The sequence below is a fragment of the Halobacillus sp. KGW1 genome (assembly GCF_001592845.1).
In the GTDB taxonomy this organism is placed as follows: Bacteria; Bacillota; Bacilli; order Bacillales; family Halobacillaceae; genus Halobacillus.
Map to the genome: position 1 here is coordinate 160,855 of NZ_LSOC01000002.1, position 15,528 is coordinate 176,382.

At 46.4% G+C, this 15,528-nt stretch carries 15 protein-coding genes and 1 other annotated feature; of the genes, 11 read left to right on the forward strand and 4 right to left on the reverse strand.

Features of this window, described 5'->3' with window-relative positions:
- The first annotated feature begins 8 nt into the window (after positions 1 to 8).
- On the forward strand, positions 9 to 959 hold the full coding sequence (locus tag AXG56_RS01365) for a BMP family ABC transporter substrate-binding protein (protein WP_062512897.1): 951 nt from the start codon (positions 9 to 11) through the stop codon (positions 957 to 959).
- Between the two features lie 205 nt (positions 960 to 1,164).
- Here the strand turns inward: AXG56_RS01365 and AXG56_RS01370 are convergent, their stop codons facing one another.
- A complete protein-coding gene (locus AXG56_RS01370; RefSeq protein ID WP_008638765.1) occupies positions 1,165 to 1,356 on the reverse strand; it encodes a hypothetical protein in 192 nt (63 codons plus the stop codon).
- Positions 1,357 to 1,529: 173 nt separating this feature from the next.
- Here AXG56_RS01370 and AXG56_RS01375 point away from each other — a divergent pair, with 173 nt between their 5' ends.
- Together AXG56_RS01375 and fabF are read left to right on the forward strand one after the other, a co-directional pair.
- Positions 1,530 to 2,468, forward strand: coding sequence for a beta-ketoacyl-ACP synthase III (locus tag AXG56_RS01375; RefSeq protein ID WP_062512899.1), 939 nt, complete (start codon positions 1,530 to 1,532; stop codon positions 2,466 to 2,468).
- A 21-nt stretch (positions 2,469 to 2,489) separates the two neighbouring features.
- The gene (gene fabF, locus AXG56_RS01380; protein ID WP_062512901.1) at positions 2,490 to 3,731 is read left to right on the forward strand and encodes a beta-ketoacyl-ACP synthase II; all 1,242 of its coding nucleotides are present in this window, start codon (positions 2,490 to 2,492) and stop codon (positions 3,729 to 3,731) included.
- A 124-nt stretch (positions 3,732 to 3,855) separates the two neighbouring features.
- Here the strand turns inward: fabF and AXG56_RS01385 are convergent, their stop codons facing one another.
- Positions 3,856 to 4,869, reverse strand: a complete 1,014-nt coding sequence (locus AXG56_RS01385) for an LCP family protein (RefSeq protein WP_064503465.1) — start codon at positions 4,867 to 4,869, stop codon at positions 3,856 to 3,858.
- A 148-nt stretch (positions 4,870 to 5,017) separates the two neighbouring features.
- On the opposite strand from AXG56_RS01385, the gene AXG56_RS01390 reads away from it, so the two are divergent.
- The gene (locus AXG56_RS01390) at positions 5,018 to 5,227 is read left to right on the forward strand and encodes a hypothetical protein (protein ID WP_369815258.1); all 210 of its coding nucleotides are present in this window, start codon (positions 5,018 to 5,020) and stop codon (positions 5,225 to 5,227) included.
- A gap of 91 nt (positions 5,228 to 5,318) precedes the next feature.
- Positions 5,319 to 6,080: a YjbA family protein gene (locus AXG56_RS01395; RefSeq protein ID WP_062512905.1), complete on the forward strand. Its 762-nt coding sequence runs from the start codon at positions 5,319 to 5,321 to the stop codon at positions 6,078 to 6,080.
- A 30-nt stretch (positions 6,081 to 6,110) separates the two neighbouring features.
- On the opposite strand, the gene trpS is transcribed toward AXG56_RS01395, so the two are convergent.
- Both trpS and AXG56_RS01405 read right to left on the reverse strand, forming a co-directional pair.
- Positions 6,111 to 7,109 (reverse strand): tryptophan--tRNA ligase, encoded by a 999-nt coding sequence (gene trpS / locus AXG56_RS01400; RefSeq protein WP_062512907.1) that lies wholly within the window; start codon positions 7,107 to 7,109, stop codon positions 6,111 to 6,113.
- A gap of 60 nt (positions 7,110 to 7,169) precedes the next feature.
- Positions 7,170 to 7,367 (reverse strand) — a binding site (T-box leader).
- A 54-nt stretch (positions 7,368 to 7,421) separates the two neighbouring features.
- Positions 7,422 to 7,793, reverse strand: a complete 372-nt coding sequence (locus AXG56_RS01405) for a DUF3899 domain-containing protein (protein WP_008638755.1) — start codon at positions 7,791 to 7,793, stop codon at positions 7,422 to 7,424.
- 395 nt (positions 7,794 to 8,188) lie between these two features.
- Here AXG56_RS01405 and AXG56_RS01410 point away from each other — a divergent pair, with 395 nt between their 5' ends.
- From AXG56_RS01410 to AXG56_RS01435, 6 genes are all read left to right on the forward strand, one after another.
- Positions 8,189 to 9,868, forward strand: a complete 1,680-nt coding sequence (locus AXG56_RS01410) for a peptide ABC transporter substrate-binding protein (RefSeq protein ID WP_062512909.1) — start codon at positions 8,189 to 8,191, stop codon at positions 9,866 to 9,868.
- A gap of 183 nt (positions 9,869 to 10,051) precedes the next feature.
- Positions 10,052 to 10,978 carry an oligopeptide ABC transporter permease gene (opp3b, locus tag AXG56_RS01415; protein ID WP_008638751.1) on the forward strand — a complete coding sequence of 309 codons (927 nt, stop codon included), beginning with the start codon at positions 10,052 to 10,054 and terminating at the stop codon, positions 10,976 to 10,978.
- 5 nt (positions 10,979 to 10,983) lie between these two features.
- Positions 10,984 to 12,117 (forward strand): oligopeptide ABC transporter permease, encoded by a 1,134-nt coding sequence (gene opp3C / locus AXG56_RS01420; RefSeq protein ID WP_062512911.1) that lies wholly within the window; start codon positions 10,984 to 10,986, stop codon positions 12,115 to 12,117.
- A gap of 16 nt (positions 12,118 to 12,133) precedes the next feature.
- Positions 12,134 to 13,192, forward strand: coding sequence for an ABC transporter ATP-binding protein (locus AXG56_RS01425; protein WP_008638747.1), 1,059 nt, complete (start codon positions 12,134 to 12,136; stop codon positions 13,190 to 13,192).
- On the forward strand, positions 13,189 to 14,130 hold the full coding sequence (locus tag AXG56_RS01430) for an ABC transporter ATP-binding protein (RefSeq protein WP_008638745.1): 942 nt from the start codon (positions 13,189 to 13,191) through the stop codon (positions 14,128 to 14,130). Before AXG56_RS01425 ends, AXG56_RS01430 begins: the two co-directional genes overlap by 4 nt.
- Positions 14,131 to 14,296: 166 nt before the next feature.
- Positions 14,297 to 15,520 carry a putative glycoside hydrolase gene (locus tag AXG56_RS01435; protein WP_008638743.1) on the forward strand — a complete coding sequence of 408 codons (1,224 nt, stop codon included), beginning with the start codon at positions 14,297 to 14,299 and terminating at the stop codon, positions 15,518 to 15,520.
- The last annotated feature ends 8 nt before the right edge of the window (positions 15,521 to 15,528 follow it).

A 15,528-nucleotide genomic window follows, 5' to 3' on the forward strand; every position in this document is an offset into this window, starting at 1 on the left:
TGCTGACAATGAAAAGAAGATACGGCCTATTTCTATGCGTCCTCGTTCTTCTGGCAGGGTGCGGATCATTCCCGGGCTACGGCGAACATTCAGACGTCGGCATGCTGATCGAAACGACGGCGGATGATCAAGGCTTCGGGGAGCGTGGATATGAGGGGCTTCAGATGATTGAGCAAGAGTTTGATGCGGACGTCTACTATAAGGAGAATATAAAAACGTATGATCAGACGGCAGCGGCCGTCGAGGATCTTGTCCATAAGGGCGTAGATATCATCTTCGGGCACGGAAATATTTATGAGAGTCACTTTAAAGAGCTCCATGCTTCTTTTCCTGATGTGGAATTTGTTTATTTTAATGGTGAATTCTCAGCGGATAATGTCACCAGCCTTAATTTCAGTTCGCGGGCGATGGGCTTCTTCGCAGGGATGGTTGCTGGAGAGATGACAAAATCCGATAAAATCGGTTTGATCGGCGCATTCGAATGGCAGCCGGAATTAGAGGGGTTCTATGAGGGGGTACTCTATCAGAATCCGGAAGCAGATGTTTCTGTGTCTCTCACCAACAGTTGGAGTGACACACAGACGGCTCTTGGAATTTACAGCACGATGCAGAGAAATGGCGCGGATGTCTTTTACCCTGCGGGTGATTTATTCGATATCTCCATCATCAAGCAGGCAGAGCAGGACGGGAAGTATGCCATCGGTTATGTGAAAGACCGGTCTTCCGTTGCAGAGAACGCCGTATTAACAAGTACCATCCAGCGGATTGATGAAGTGTATGAACTGGTGATGGAGCGATATGTCGACGGAAACCTGACAGGAGGGTCGCTGACCTTTGATTTTCAAGAAGGAGCGATCGAAATGGGCACCTACAGCTCTGATGTTCCTGTCGGTTTTCAGAAAGAGATGGATGAAGCAGTCGCTTATTATGAAGAGACAGGAGAATTGCCAAACCGGTAAAAACTCGGGAGTTGTTTACTCGCCAGTTTTTCAGCATGATGAAGAAGTGGTTGGGGGATGTGAGGGGCGGGATTGCCCTTGTATTTTTCAAAGCCAAAGCCACGTTTTCTTTCAACCATTGCTGCCTATGTATTAATCTTTTCTTATCCGTTAAGTTTCTCAGCAATCTGAAAAGACTCGGGAGTTTTGCTCCCGAGTTTTTTTGTTATTTCTTAAAACGGTCGAACATCGGCTTGATCATCGGTGACACGGATTTCCAAGTTTTTGATGCTTCTTCAAACAAATCGGGCCAGTTTGGTTTGGATTGACCTTCTGTTTCTGTCGTTTTCTCTTTGCGCTCTTCTGACGGATTAAACCCCCAGAAATTATCGAAAGGAGACTTTCTGTTATTCTCCATCCACTGCACCTCCCTCTACATGCAGTTTATGACAGGAACCCTTATATTTTGTGGGCTGCACACTGCTTCGCTCCTTTTGCGACTTGCAGAATAAATGGAGATGAATTAAAATTAGTACCAAGTCATAAGAATTGATAATAGATATTCAGATATTACCTTAAGGGGATGAACATATGAGAGCAGGATTCTTAGGTGTCGGGCACTACGCACCGGAAAAAGTTCTTACAAATAAAGATTTAGAGAAAATAGTCGATACAAGTGACGAATGGATCCGGACACGTACCGGGATCGAAGAGCGCAGGATCGCTTCCGACGATATGGATACGTCCGACTTGGCACTTCGTGCAGCTGAAGCTGCGCTGGAAGATGCGGATATGAAAGCGGAAGAACTCGATATGATCCTCGTTGCCACCGTTACTCCGGACACACCATTTCCATCTGTAGCGACAAAGCTTCAGAAAAGCCTCGGCGCACCTAAAGTAGCAGCGATGGATCTTAGTGCTGCGTGTGCAGGATTCATGTACGGTGTTATCACGGCCAAACAGTATATTGAGACAAATGCCTATAAGAATGTGCTGGTGGTAGGTGTAGAGAAACTTTCCAAGATTACGGATTGGACCGATCGAAATACGTGCGTCCTTTTCGGAGATGGAGCGGGAGCTGCTGTCATCGGCCCGGTAAGTGAAGATAAGGGGATCCTTTCCTTCGAACTTGGATCCGACGGTAACGGAGGACCGAACCTCTATCAGACGCCGGAAGATGTCATCTACATGAATGGACGGGAAGTATTCAAATTTGCTGTCCGCCAGATGCCGGAATCCTCTGTCAATGTCGTGAAAAAAATCGGCCTTAGTGAGCAGGATGTCGATTACTTAGTCCCACACCAGGCAAACATAAGAATAATGGAAGCAGCAAGGCAGCGCCTGGGCATTCCGGAAGAGAAAATGTCCACAGCTGTGAAGCGTTACGGCAACACATCTTCTGCATCGATTCCAATCGCTTTGTCAGAAGACGTGAAGGCAGGTAAAATAAAAGAAAACGATTTAGTCGTTCTTGTCGGATTCGGCGGCGGTCTCACATGGGGAGCCGTTGCCCTTCGATGGGGCAAGTAACCAAGGAGGAATAGAATAGTCATGGATAAAAGACGAGTAGTCATTACCGGAATGGGGGCGGTGACCCCCGTCGGTAACTCAGTAGACGAATTGTGGGAGAGTATTAAGAACGGTGTTTCTGGAATCGGAGAAATTACGAAAGTAAACAAAGAGGACTACCCGGTACACGTCGCGGCAGAGCTCAAAAATTTTGACCCTTCCAAGTACATCGAACGTAAAGAAGTCCGGAAGATGGACCCATTTGTTCAATATGCAATGGTCGCTTCCCACATGGCGGTGGAAGATGCCGGCCTTGAAATTACGGATGAGATTGCACCTCGTACGGGAGTCTGGATCGGTTCCGGTATTGGAGGAATGGGAACATATGAATCCCAGTTCGAGACGTTCCAGAAGAAAGGATACCGTCGTGTCAGCCCGTTCTTCATCCCGATGATGATTCCTGATATGGCCGCTGGACAAGTATCTATCTCTCTAGGTGCGAAAGGCATTAACTCTTGTACCGTTACGGCATGTGCATCCGGCGCCAACTCGATCGGTGATGCGTTCAAGGTACTTCAGCGTGGAGACGCTGACATCATGATTGCCGGCGGGACGGAAGCACCAATGAACAAGATGTCCTTCGCAGGCTTTGCCGCTGCGCGTGCGCTTTCCTTGAATGAGGATCCGAAAACAGCGAGCCGGCCTTTTGATAAGAACCGTGACGGATTCGTCATGGGAGAAGGCGCAGGAATTCTTATTATGGAAACGTTGGAGTCAGCGAAGAAGCGTGGTGCGAAAATTTATGGTGAAATTACAGGGTACGGCTCTACCGGAGATGCTTACCACATCACATCACCGGCACCGGAAGGCGATGGAGCGGCCCGTGCCATGAAACAGGCGTTGGGAGATGCCGGTCTTGAACCGACAGCTGTCGATTACGTAAACGCCCATGGTACGTCCACGGAGCTTAATGATAAGTTTGAGACGTTTGCAACGAAAACCGTCTTTCAAGAGCACGCGAAGAAGCTTGCTATTTCTTCGACGAAGTCAATGACGGGTCACCTGCTTGGAGCGGCAGGAGCAGTGGAAGCGGTCATCTCACTGAAAGCCATCAATGACGGCATACTGCCACCGACGATCAATTATGAAACACCTGATCCGGAGTGTGATCTTGATATCGTACCGAACGAAGCAAGAAAACAGGAAGTAAATACGGTTATGAGTAACTCGCTTGGGTTTGGTGGTCACAACGCGACCCTGATTTTCCAGAAATACCAAGACTGATTAAAACCCGGCAGCCACGAGGCTGTCGGGTTTTTTGTCTTATTACCCTTTATTAGAAGGAAGAATCACATGGTTTTAGATGTTCCATCACACCTTTGTCAGCAAATAAAGAAACCCGAAAGCCTCAAGGGCTCTCGGGTTCTTCCGTATCTCCGTCCAGAAAGGCGCGGAGCGTCTTCTGTGTTTTATCTTCGTCATGATTGAGTACTAATCCGATTGGATATTCTTTTCGTTCGTTCCAAACGTTGTCCGTTGTCGGAATGCTGAGTGTCTCGATATCTTCGGGAGGGTGAAGCAGGATATCCTTCCCTATATCCACCACTTTGGTCCCTTCGATATTTGTATCAATATAAGGCTGGACCGTACCGATTAAGCGTGGTGCTTTCAGGACACCGCTGAAGGATACCAGCTGATCTTTCAACAATCCGATTGCTTCCTGCTGCCTTTCCACACGACCGAAATCCGATCGGATATCACTGCGGAATCTTACGTAGCCAAGCAATTCTTCCCCGTCAAGCTGCTGTTTTCCGGCTTTCAAATCGATTTTTGTGCCGTCACCGCCGGCTTCGTAGTACATATCCTTATCGATATCCACTTCAATACCGTCCGGAGCGAGCGTGTCCACAATATGGGTGAATCCTTTGAAATCAACGATCGCATAGTACTCCGGTTCAACTGCGAAATTATCTACAATCGTTTCCCGGAGAAGCTCAGGACCACCGATGGCAAAGGCTGCGTTGAGCTTGTTGTATCCGTGCCCTGGAATATCCACGTACGTATCTCTCATTAAGGATACCATCTTTACATCTTGATTCTCTTTATTATATTCAGCCAGCATAATCGTATCTGTCCGAGCCGTTTCCGTTCCTCGCTGGTCTGTTCCTAACAGCAGAATCGTCATCTTTTCGTCTCCGTTATCGACGCCCCGGAAAGAATCCTTGTAGGGGCTTTCCTCGAAATCGATTCCTTCTCCATCTTCCGCTGAAGCCTGATTTTCCATCGCTTCATGCTTCCCGGATAAATATTCATAGGCAGAATAACTAATAAACAATAAGAACGTTAAAGACAGGATTGCAAGTATGGCCTTGCGTTTACGGCGCTTTCTCCGCCTTTTTCGCAAGGTGCGTTTCTGTGACAACGATCATCATCCTTTCGTCCATGATACCTGTTCCATATAAATGTACCTTTAAATGGAAAGGAAGTAAAGACCAGGTTTTAAGAGCAAATACCCGCATGTCCCATGACTAACGTTCATAAGATATCCATAGGAGGACAAGGAGAAGGGGATGAGGCGGATGTGGTATTGGCTGCTGCTTTTAACTGGATTCGGATTTGCCGTCGCCGGTGGAACGGTGACGATTACGTATTTGAACCTCGTCCCGGCCGGTATGAGTTGGATAGAGTTCTTTATTCTGATTCGGACCCGGGTGGAATGTTATTTATTCCCTGTCGGCATCCTGCTCATTACGACAGCTTTGCTTCTCATGAAAGATTAATTTTCTAAAATATGGTTGTAAAGAATAAAAAAGCCACCAATGGTCATAATGTAACCAAAAGAGATCACTGAAGTGAAAGTGAGGGTCCGAAATGTTATACATGCATGATCTGTGGGTGAACTGGTTCGAAGGTGAAGAGAATGGGTATAACGTGTGCCGGTTCCATGAATGGCGCAAAGAAGATGGGATCGAGTTGATCGATCAGATACCCTTAGTTCTGGTGAATGATGAACTTTTCCATTTTATTGAGAACGATCTACAAGACCTGCCGGCATCCTTTCTGCAAGCGATCCACCGAAAGACGTACATGAAGAAAAATCAGGAGCGGCACACGGTCGAATACGCAGCTGTCGTCACGAATGGAAAGGACATCATTGTCTTTGACACGATTGGTTATACTCTTCCCGTGAAGAAGAGCCGTCTCATACCTAGACAGGAGCGTTTAGTATTCGAAATGGTTCAGGGAAAAGAACCGGAAACCTATTCAATAGAAGGAAGTGCGTGGAAGGAGCATCATATTCTTTCACTTCCACCAGGAAAAATGTCCGGTTTGACGCGTAGAGAACGGCAGTTGAAGCAGTTGTTGATGATGGCGCTCGATCAGTTGAAACACTCGGATCATCCAGAGGAAATCAGATATTGGCTGACTGAATGGGATCCGTCCCAATATCCAATTATCAAAGAATTTTCTACAGAAGAAGCGTGGGACCGTTTATATGAAGGTACGTGCAGAGGCTGGTCGATGATCCATGAGGAGCTGTGCCGGAAGATGGTAAAAGGGCAGCCTTTCTTTGAAACGATTTGGCAGGGTGAACAGGAACGCGTTTCACAGCATATGAAAAGCCAGAATTGAGTAACACCACTCAATTCTGGCTTTTTCTCTTTACTTCTTCTTCACGCGACCGAGGCCCATTGCTTTTTTCGCTTTACGAAGCATTTTCTGTGCTTCATACGATGCTTTATCTGCTCCCTGATCAAGTATATCGTCTAATTCATCGGAATCGATCAGTGCTTCATAACGTTCCTGAATCGGTTTCAGTACAGCGATGACAGCATCAGCCACCCCTTGTTTGAAGTCTCCGTAGCCTTTCCCTTCGTACTTCTGTTCCAAATCAGCGATCGGTGTACCACTGCAGACGGATTCAATGGTCAACAGATTGGAGACGCCCGGCTTATTCTCTTTATCGTAACGGACAACTCCATCGGAATCCGTCACGGCACTCTTGATTTTTTTAAGAATCTTCTTCTCATCGTCCAGCATGGAAATGAATGCCTTCTGATTGGAGTCCGATTTACTCATTTTCTTCGTCGGATCCTGAAGCGACATGATGCGTGCGCCTTCTTTTGGAATCCGTACTTCCGGCACTGTAAAAATGTCATTGTACTTATTGTTGAAGCGCTGCGCCAGGTTACGTGTGAGCTCCAAATGCTGTTTTTGATCTTCCCCGACTGGGACGATATCTGTGTTGTACAGAAGAATATCGGATGCCATCAGCGGTGGGTAAGTCAACAGGCCGGCAGAAACTCCTTCTTTACTTCCCGTGGCCGACTTATCTTTAAACTGCGTCATCCGCTCCAATTCCCCAATGTAGCTGACACACTGGAGCATCCACCCAAGCTGCGTATGTGCGGCCACTTCGGATTGGATAAACAGCGTTGATTTATCCGGGTCAATACCGGAAGCCAGGTATAACGCCGCAAGAGAGCGGATGTTCCGGCGGAGTTCCAGCCGGTCCTGTGGAACGGTTATAGCATGTTCATCCACAATACAGAAGTAACAGTTGTGGTCATCCTGCAATTCTGTGAAATGCTTCATTGCTCCGATATAGTTCCCTAGTGTCAACGTTCCGCTTGGTTGAATCCCTGAAAAGATTGTCTTCATTTGTCATCACCTCTATGAATTATTCGTTTCTGCATACAAAAACGCCCCTTCCAATAACATGGAAGGGACGAATATACCGCGGTGCCACCCTAATTACCTGTATGCGATACAGGTCAGCTTCAATCGTTAACGCCGATTTACGTCAAAAGATGCTCCGAAGGCCCAATTCCAACCCGTTCCCATGATTGCTTCCACCAGCCGCAACCTCTCTGTATGAATGGGGAGACAGATGTACTTATCCTTCATCCAAGCATTTCAGTCCTATTTAAGTAGTTTCTAATTATATCGCAGAAATCGCATTCCATCAACTCTTCATCCCTGATAATAAAAAACGAGTAAAGCAAGAAGTCCTACGGTCAATACACTTCCCTGAAAGAGGAAGAAGCGCAGCCAGGACCGCCCGATCGTTTGGGAGGGAAGCGGCTTCTCTTTCCAATCGTCCAGATAATCCTTCTGCTTGGACATCGTACTGTAAAACCGGCGAAAGCCGTATGCGATTCCGTCAAAGAACCCGCCTCGGATCACCCACATAAGAATACCGATGAACAAGTAGAAATAAGCAAGATAGAACAATTGATTTATATAATGGAATAAATCATGCTCTGGAGACAACAGGAAGAAGAGTCCTGTGACCAGGGCGAAGTTAAAAAGAATCATCAGCCACTTATTTCTTATGATACTCAACAAAGGTCACACCTTTCATACAAATTCGTACCAATTATAGCATGTACCCTTACCTTATGGAATTGTAAAGCGGATTCAATAGACTGAAAATTCTATTTTGAATGGGGTATGCATTTCCTTTCATGAGGAACTGGGATAAATAATAACCTTTCCCGATACCTAATCATTTTTTATACATTAGTCCTTATAATTAGTTATTTTCAGTCTTTAACATTGTAAAATAAACTAGGTAAAAAGACTCATTTAGTGTCATTGAAACGTAATAATGATGGGAATTCTGTGTCTTTTCGAAAAATTAGGTAATGCAAAATAGTTAGAAAACTTGTATAATTCGATATGTGGACAACGAGCCACGGCAAATTTTTAGAAAATTTTTAGGGGAGGTCATTTTCTACATGAAAAAGACAAATTGGTTACTGCTAGTACTGGCACTGGTACTAAGCATGTTCCTCGCGGCATGTTCCGGCGGGGACGATACGTCTGGTTCTTCAGACGATTCATCCGACAGCTCGTCTGATGGGGAAGCATCACCAGACAGCGAGCAAGTACTTAACCTTTATGACACAGCAGAGATTCCTACAATGGATTCCTCTCTTGCTACGGACGCAGTAGCGTTCCAATTCCTTGGATCTACAATGGACGGGCTTTATCGTCTTGGTGAAGGTGCAGAAGCGGAACCTGGTATCGCTACAGAACATGAAGTAAGTGAAGACGGTCTTACTTGGACATTCACTCTTCGTGAGGACGCTGTCTGGTCAAACGGCGATCCTGTAACAGCGAACGATTTCGTATATGCATGGCAGCGTGCGGTTAACCCGGATACTGCTTCCGAGTATGGTCCATATATGATGAGTGGCGTAATCAAAAATGCAGAAGCAATTGCTGCCGGCGATACTCCAGTTGAAGATCTTGGAGTAAAAGCAGACGGTGATTATACATTGACAGTTGAGTTGGAAAAACCGATTCCTTATTTCGAGTCTTTGACTACGTTCGGTACGTTCCTTCCATTGAACCAGAAATTCGTTGAAGAACAGGGCGATCAATATGCGCTTGAAGCGGACACGCTTGTCTATAACGGACCATTCGTTATGACAGAGTGGAACCACGGCGAAGGCTGGACGCTTGAGAAGAACGAAGATTACTGGGATGCAGAAAACGTGAAGCTTGATACAATCAACGTCAAAGTTGTTAAAGATACAGCAACGGCTGTAAACCTTTATGAAACTGGGGAAGTCGATCGTGTGAACCTTTCTTCCGAGTTCGTCGATCAGTACCAGACTTCTGAAGAGTTCGGCGTCAAAGAAGAGCCGACATTGTTCTACTTGAAGATGAACCAGGAAAACGAAATTCTTGGTAACGTAAATGCACGTAAAGCGATTCAAATGGCGATCGACCGTCAAAGCATGGTTGACGTTATTCTGAACAACGGTTCCATCCCTGCAGTTGGTGACATTCCTGCCAAGTTCGCGAACCATCCGGAATCCGGAGAAGACTTCCGCGATATTAACGGTGACCTGATCGAGTACAACCTTGATGAAGCGCAGAAGCTTTGGTCTACGGCTAAAGAAGAGCTTGGTCAAGATACACTTGAATTGGAATACCTTGGCGGCGATACAGAAGTTGCCAAGCAGATGGATGCTTACATCAAAGACCAGCTTGAGAAATTGGAAGGCTTGACTGTTAACGTCACTTCCGTACCTTTCAAAGAGCGTCTTGAGCGTGACACAAGCATGAACTATGAGCTTCAGAACTCCGGATGGGGTCCTGACTACATCGATCCGAACACATTCTTGAACATGTGGGTAACAGACGGTGGAAATAACATGACTGGTTATTCCAGCGAAGAATATGATGCGTTGATTGAAAAAGCGAACAACGAACTAGCTCTTGAGCCGGTTGAGCGTTTCGAAGCGTTCCTTGAAGCGGAGAAACTTTTGATCCAGGAAGATGCAGTCCTTGCTCCACTTTACCAACGTGCTCAGGCACAACTTTATAAGCCGTATCTTAAAGGTGTAATCGTCAACCCGATGGGACCTGACTACACTTACAAGTATGCTTATATCGAAGGTAAATAATAGCGCGCACCATACTAACCACATATAAGTTTCTTTTATAAGGGAGAGAGTATATGACCAGCGCGTTGGCATATGCTCTCTTTTTCCCTGAAAAGGAAATATTCTAATTATAAACAAAATTCAGTTAATTTCGACAGAGATAGAAAAATAAGAGATAGGGTTTACTTAAACGGAGGTGTTCATATGGCACGTTATATACTACAACGATTGGTCTATATGGTTATAACGATGTTTCTTATTGCAACCTTTACGTTCTTCCTGATGAAATTTTTACCAGGTACTCCCCTAAGTGCTGCAGATAAATTGTCAGAAGAGCAACAGCAGGTTGTGTTGGAGAAGTACGGATTGGATGACCCGGTTCCTGTACAGTATTTTAATTACATGGTCAACTTGACTCAAGGTGACTTGGGAATCTCCTTCCAATTCGATAATCGTGAAGTGACGACGATCATGATGGAACGGGTCGGCCCGTCTATGCAGCTCGGCGTGCAAGCGATGATCATCGGTACGATTTTCGGGATGCTTCTCGGAATCATATCGGCCATTTATCATAATGGGTTCATGGATTACCTATCGACATTCATTGCAGTCATCGGGAAATCTATCCCTTCTTTCGTATTTGCAGGTATTCTTCAATATTACATCGGTGTAAAACTTGGATGGTTCCCTGTTGCTCTTTGGGGAAGCTGGGAGTACACGGTTCTTCCTACCGTAGCCCTTGCCATATTCCCGATAGCAATTGCCGCTCGTTTCATGCGGACGGAAATGCTTGAAGTCATGAGCTCAGACTATATCACAACGGCACGTGCGAAAGGTGTCAACAAATTCGGAGTTGTATTGAAACACGGCGTCCGGAATGCGTTGATTCCACTTATTACAGTACTGGGGCCGCTTGCGGTCAGCTTGATTACCGGTACGCTTGTCATCGAGAATATTTTCGCCGTACCTGGGATTGGTGAACAATTCGTTAAAGCGATCAATACGAATGACTTTCCGATTATCATGGGGACAACCTTGTTAATCTCCTTCCTGTTTATTGTCATTATCTTAATCATTGATCTTCTTTATGGAATCATTGATCCTAGAATCCGACTGGCAGAAGGGAAGTAGTCCATATGGATAATCAAAAACCATCGAAAGATTTATTTGTACCCGTCAATACGAAAGAACAGGATAACGAAGGTATTTCAAGACCCAGCCTGTCATTCTGGCAGGATTCTTTCATCCGCCTTCGCAAGAATATAGGTGCGATGATCGGGCTGTTCATTTTGATTGCCTTAGGTGTCATGGCGATCTTTGGTCCATACATGAATGACTATGGACAGTATGAGCAGGATTTGTCCCGTGCGAAGATGCCACCTAAAGTGGAAGGGCTCGGCTGGCTTGGTATGGATGGTACGCTGACTTCCGTACAAAGCGCCGATACAGTTGAACAAGCTGAAACGAAAGCGATGATGCGTTTCAACAACCAGGAAGATTTCATTCAGACGAAAGTTTTGAATGATGGTTCCAACGGGGAGCCTGCAGAGGTGGAAGCCGTATACGACGTTTACGGTGCTAAAGATATGAATGATGAATCATTCTGGTTCGGAACAGACGGTCTTGGACGTGATTTGTGGACAAGGACTTGGATGGGAACGAGGATCTCCTTGTATATCGCCTTACTGGCAGCAGCGATTGATATGGTAATCGGGGTTGCATACGGTGGTATTTCCGGTTATTACGGCGGTCGCGTCGATAACTATATGCAGCGTGTCATTGAAATTCTGATGGGAATTCCGAACCTCGTTGTCGTCATCCTGATGATTTTAATACTCGAGCCGGGTATTTTATCCATCACGATAGCCTTGACGATCACCGGGTGGATATCGATGGCCCGTATCATACGAGGCCAGGTGCTGAAATTAAAAAACCAGGAATTTGTGCTCGCATCGAAAACGCTTGGAGCGAAGGATAATCGCATTCTGAGAAAACACTTGGTACCGAACGTAACCGGATTGATTATCATCAATACGATGTTTACGATTCCAAGTGCCATTTTCTTCGAAGCCTTCTTGAGCTTCATCGGTCTCGGACTGCCGACGCCGACAGCATCACTTGGAACGCTGATTGATGACGGATTCAAATCCCTTCAGATTTATCCGCACATCCTGTTGTTCCCGGCGATTGTAATCTCGCTTATCATGATTGCATTCAATATGCTTGCAGACGGTCTTCGTGATGCACTTGATCCGAAGATGCGCGAGTAGGAGGTAGGTGTACAAGATGGAAAAACTTCTAGAAGTAAAAAATATGCATGTATCATTTGACACCTACGGCGGTGAAGTAAAAGCTGTACGTGGGGTTAACTTCGATTTGAAAAAAGGGGAGACGCTGGCGATTGTCGGCGAATCCGGTTCCGGTAAATCTGTAACGACGAAAGCACTGATGCAGCTGATTCCGAAGCCGCCCGGGCGCATCAAAGAAGGAGAAATCCTTTTTGAGGGCCGTGACCTGGTGAAAATGAGCGAAAAGCAAATGCAGAAAATCCGCGGGAAAGAAATATCTATGATTTTCCAAGACCCTATGACGTCTTTGAACCCGACGATGAAAGTCGGAAACCAGATTATGGAGGGCTTGATCAAGCACCAAAAAATGGGTAAGACCGAAGCGCGTAAACGCGTGATCGAATTACTTGAGCTTGTCGGAATCCCTGATGCGGAGAACCGTATAAAGCAGTATCCGCACCAATTCTCAGGTGGAATGAGACAGCGTGTTGTCGTTGCTATCGCCCTTGCCTGTAACCCTAAACTGTTGATCGCGGATGAGCCGACCACAGCCCTTGATGTAACGATTCAGGCACAGATCCTTGAGTTGATGAAAGAGATTCAAAAGAAAACAGATTCTGCTACGATTTTCATTACACACGATCTCGGCGTCGTTGCAAATGTCGCGGACAGAGTTGCTGTCATGTACGCTGGTAAGATCATAGAGATCGGTACGGTAGATGATATCTTCTATAATCCAAAACACCCGTACACATGGGGACTGCTCGGCTCTATGCCGTCTTTGGACAGTGCAGATGAAGAGCTTTATGCCATTCCGGGATCTCCGCCCGATCTCTTGCATCCGCCAAAAGGCGATGCGTTTGCAGCCAGAAATGAATTCGCAATGAAGATTGACTTCGAACAAGAGCCGCCGATGTTCAAGGTGAGTGATACCCACTACGCAGCAACGTGGCTCCTGCATGAAAATGCTCCGGATATCGATCCGCCTGCTGCAGTTAAGAAGCGGATGGAAGGTATGGCGAAGTCAAAGAGTGAATCGGAAGGTGAACGTGTATGACACGAGAGAAACTACTTGAAATCAAGAATTTGAAGCAGCACTTCCAAACTGGTCGGAACAGTGTCGTCAAAGCTGTAGACGGTTTGAACTTTGATATTTATAAAGGCGAAACGTTCGGGCTTGTTGGAGAATCCGGTTGTGGGAAATCGACGACCGGGCGCACGATCATCCGTCTTTATGATGCAACAGACGGAGAGGTCATCTTCGATGGAGAGAACGTCCACGGTAAGAAAAGTCGGGAGGATTTGAAAAAATTCAACCGGGAAATGCAGATGATCTTCCAGGATCCGTATGCGTCTCTTAACCCGCGGATGAAAGTCGAGGACATCATCGCTGAAGGGATGGACATTCACGGACTTGCAGAGAACGATAAAGCTCGACGTGAGCGCGTATATGAACTGCTGGAAACGGTCGGATTGAACAAAGAGCACGCCAACCGTTATCCACATGAATTTTCCGGCGGACAGCGCCAGAGAATCGGAATCGCACGGGCGCTTGCAGTAGAACCCAGCTTCATCATTGCCGATGAGCCGATCTCTGCTCTTGACGTGTCGATCCAGGCACAGGTGGTCAACCTGTTGAAGAAACTTCAGAAGGATAAAGGTTTGACGTACCTGTTCATCGCCCACGACCTTTCCATGGTGAAATACATTAGTGATCGAATCGGGGTTATGTACTTCGGTAAAATGGTGGAACTTGCTGATGCAGATGATCTTTACAAGAATCCGATCCACCCGTACACGCAGTCTCTTTTGTCCGCTATCCCTCTTCCGGATCCGGATTATGAGCGCAACCGTGAGCGTTTCACGTATGACCCTAGCAAGCACGATACGAGTGAAGAGCCGGAATTCCGTGAAGTCCGTCCAGGTCACTTCGTGTTATGTACGACAAAGGAATTCGAGCAATACCAGAAAGAATATGGTGTCGTACATCAGTAAAGAAAGAAGACATCTGCCGATTCGGCAGGTGTCTTTATTTTTGCGGCCGTGTCTGTTGGAGAAGGGGTTTGTAGAAAATTGGAAGAAATTCGTTTCCATCCCTGTTATATAATTACAACCTTCTTTATAATGAAGAGTATCTAGAGGATAGGGGAGTAGGTTATTAATGAGGAAATTTCGCAGGCTTGGGATATGTGCGGCTGCCATTCTGGCAGGAGTGGTTCTTCCGTTCTCATATGTCCAGGCAGAAGAGGAAGATAATAAAGAAGTAAGAGAAGCCGGCATCATGACGGAACGGCAGCTTGGAATTAAAGCCTTGCCGGATTCCGGGGAAGCAGCAAGGTTCACGTATCAGTCGGGACTTGACTTCGAGTATCCGGATGCCGTCCGGGGGATTTATGTAACAGGTCCTTCAGCAGGCGGTGCGAAGATGGAAGAACTTACGAAGCTCGTGGAGGATACAGAATTGAATGCCATGGTAATCGATATTAAAGAAGACCATGGAAACATCACGTTTGAGCCGGAAGAAGGGTCCCCTTATGCAGAAGTGGCGGAGCCGTTCATCGATGATCCGCGGGCGATGCTTGAGGAGCTTGAATCGAAAGGTATCTATCCTATCGCACGTGTTGTCGTATTCAAGGACAGTCTGCTCGCTGAAAAAAGACCGGACCTTTCTTTTACAGAAAACGGTCAAGTGTGGAAGAACGGCAAAGGGGAATCTTTCGTGAACCCGTTCATGGAAGAAGTGTGGGAGTATAATGTGGAGCTTGCCAAACAGGCGGCAGAGCTCGGCTTCGAGGAAATCCAGTACGACTACGTCCGTTTCCCGGAAGGTTTCGGAGAAAGGGAAGACATCCTTACATACGGTCAAGGGAAGTATGCGGATTTGGAGATGGATCATGTACAGAAACGAGTCCAGGCGGTCACCGATTTCGTCGAATATGCGAAGGGTGAATTGAAAGCCTACGATGTCGATGTCTCTGTTGACATCTTCGGCTATGCGGCGACGATTCCGGAAGCTCCGAATATCGGGCAGAACTTCTCGAAAATATCAAGCAATGTCGATGTCATTTCATCAATGATCTATCCAAGTCACTGGGGGTCCTACTTCGGTATTGCCAAACCCGACGAAGAACCGTACCGTCTGATTGATGAATATGCCAAGGTGGAAAATGAAGTGCTGGGGAAACTGGATGACAAGCCGACTTCACGTCCTTGGCTTCAGGATTTTGAGGCGCCGTGGCTGTATTCGGGAGCGACGAAGCAGTACGGAAAAGCAGAGGTGGAAGCACAGATCAAAGCGTTGAATGAAAACGGTATTGATGAATTCCTGCTTTGGAATGCCGGTAACAATTACACCAGCAATGTCGACTATACGCCGATGAATTAAAGGGGAGG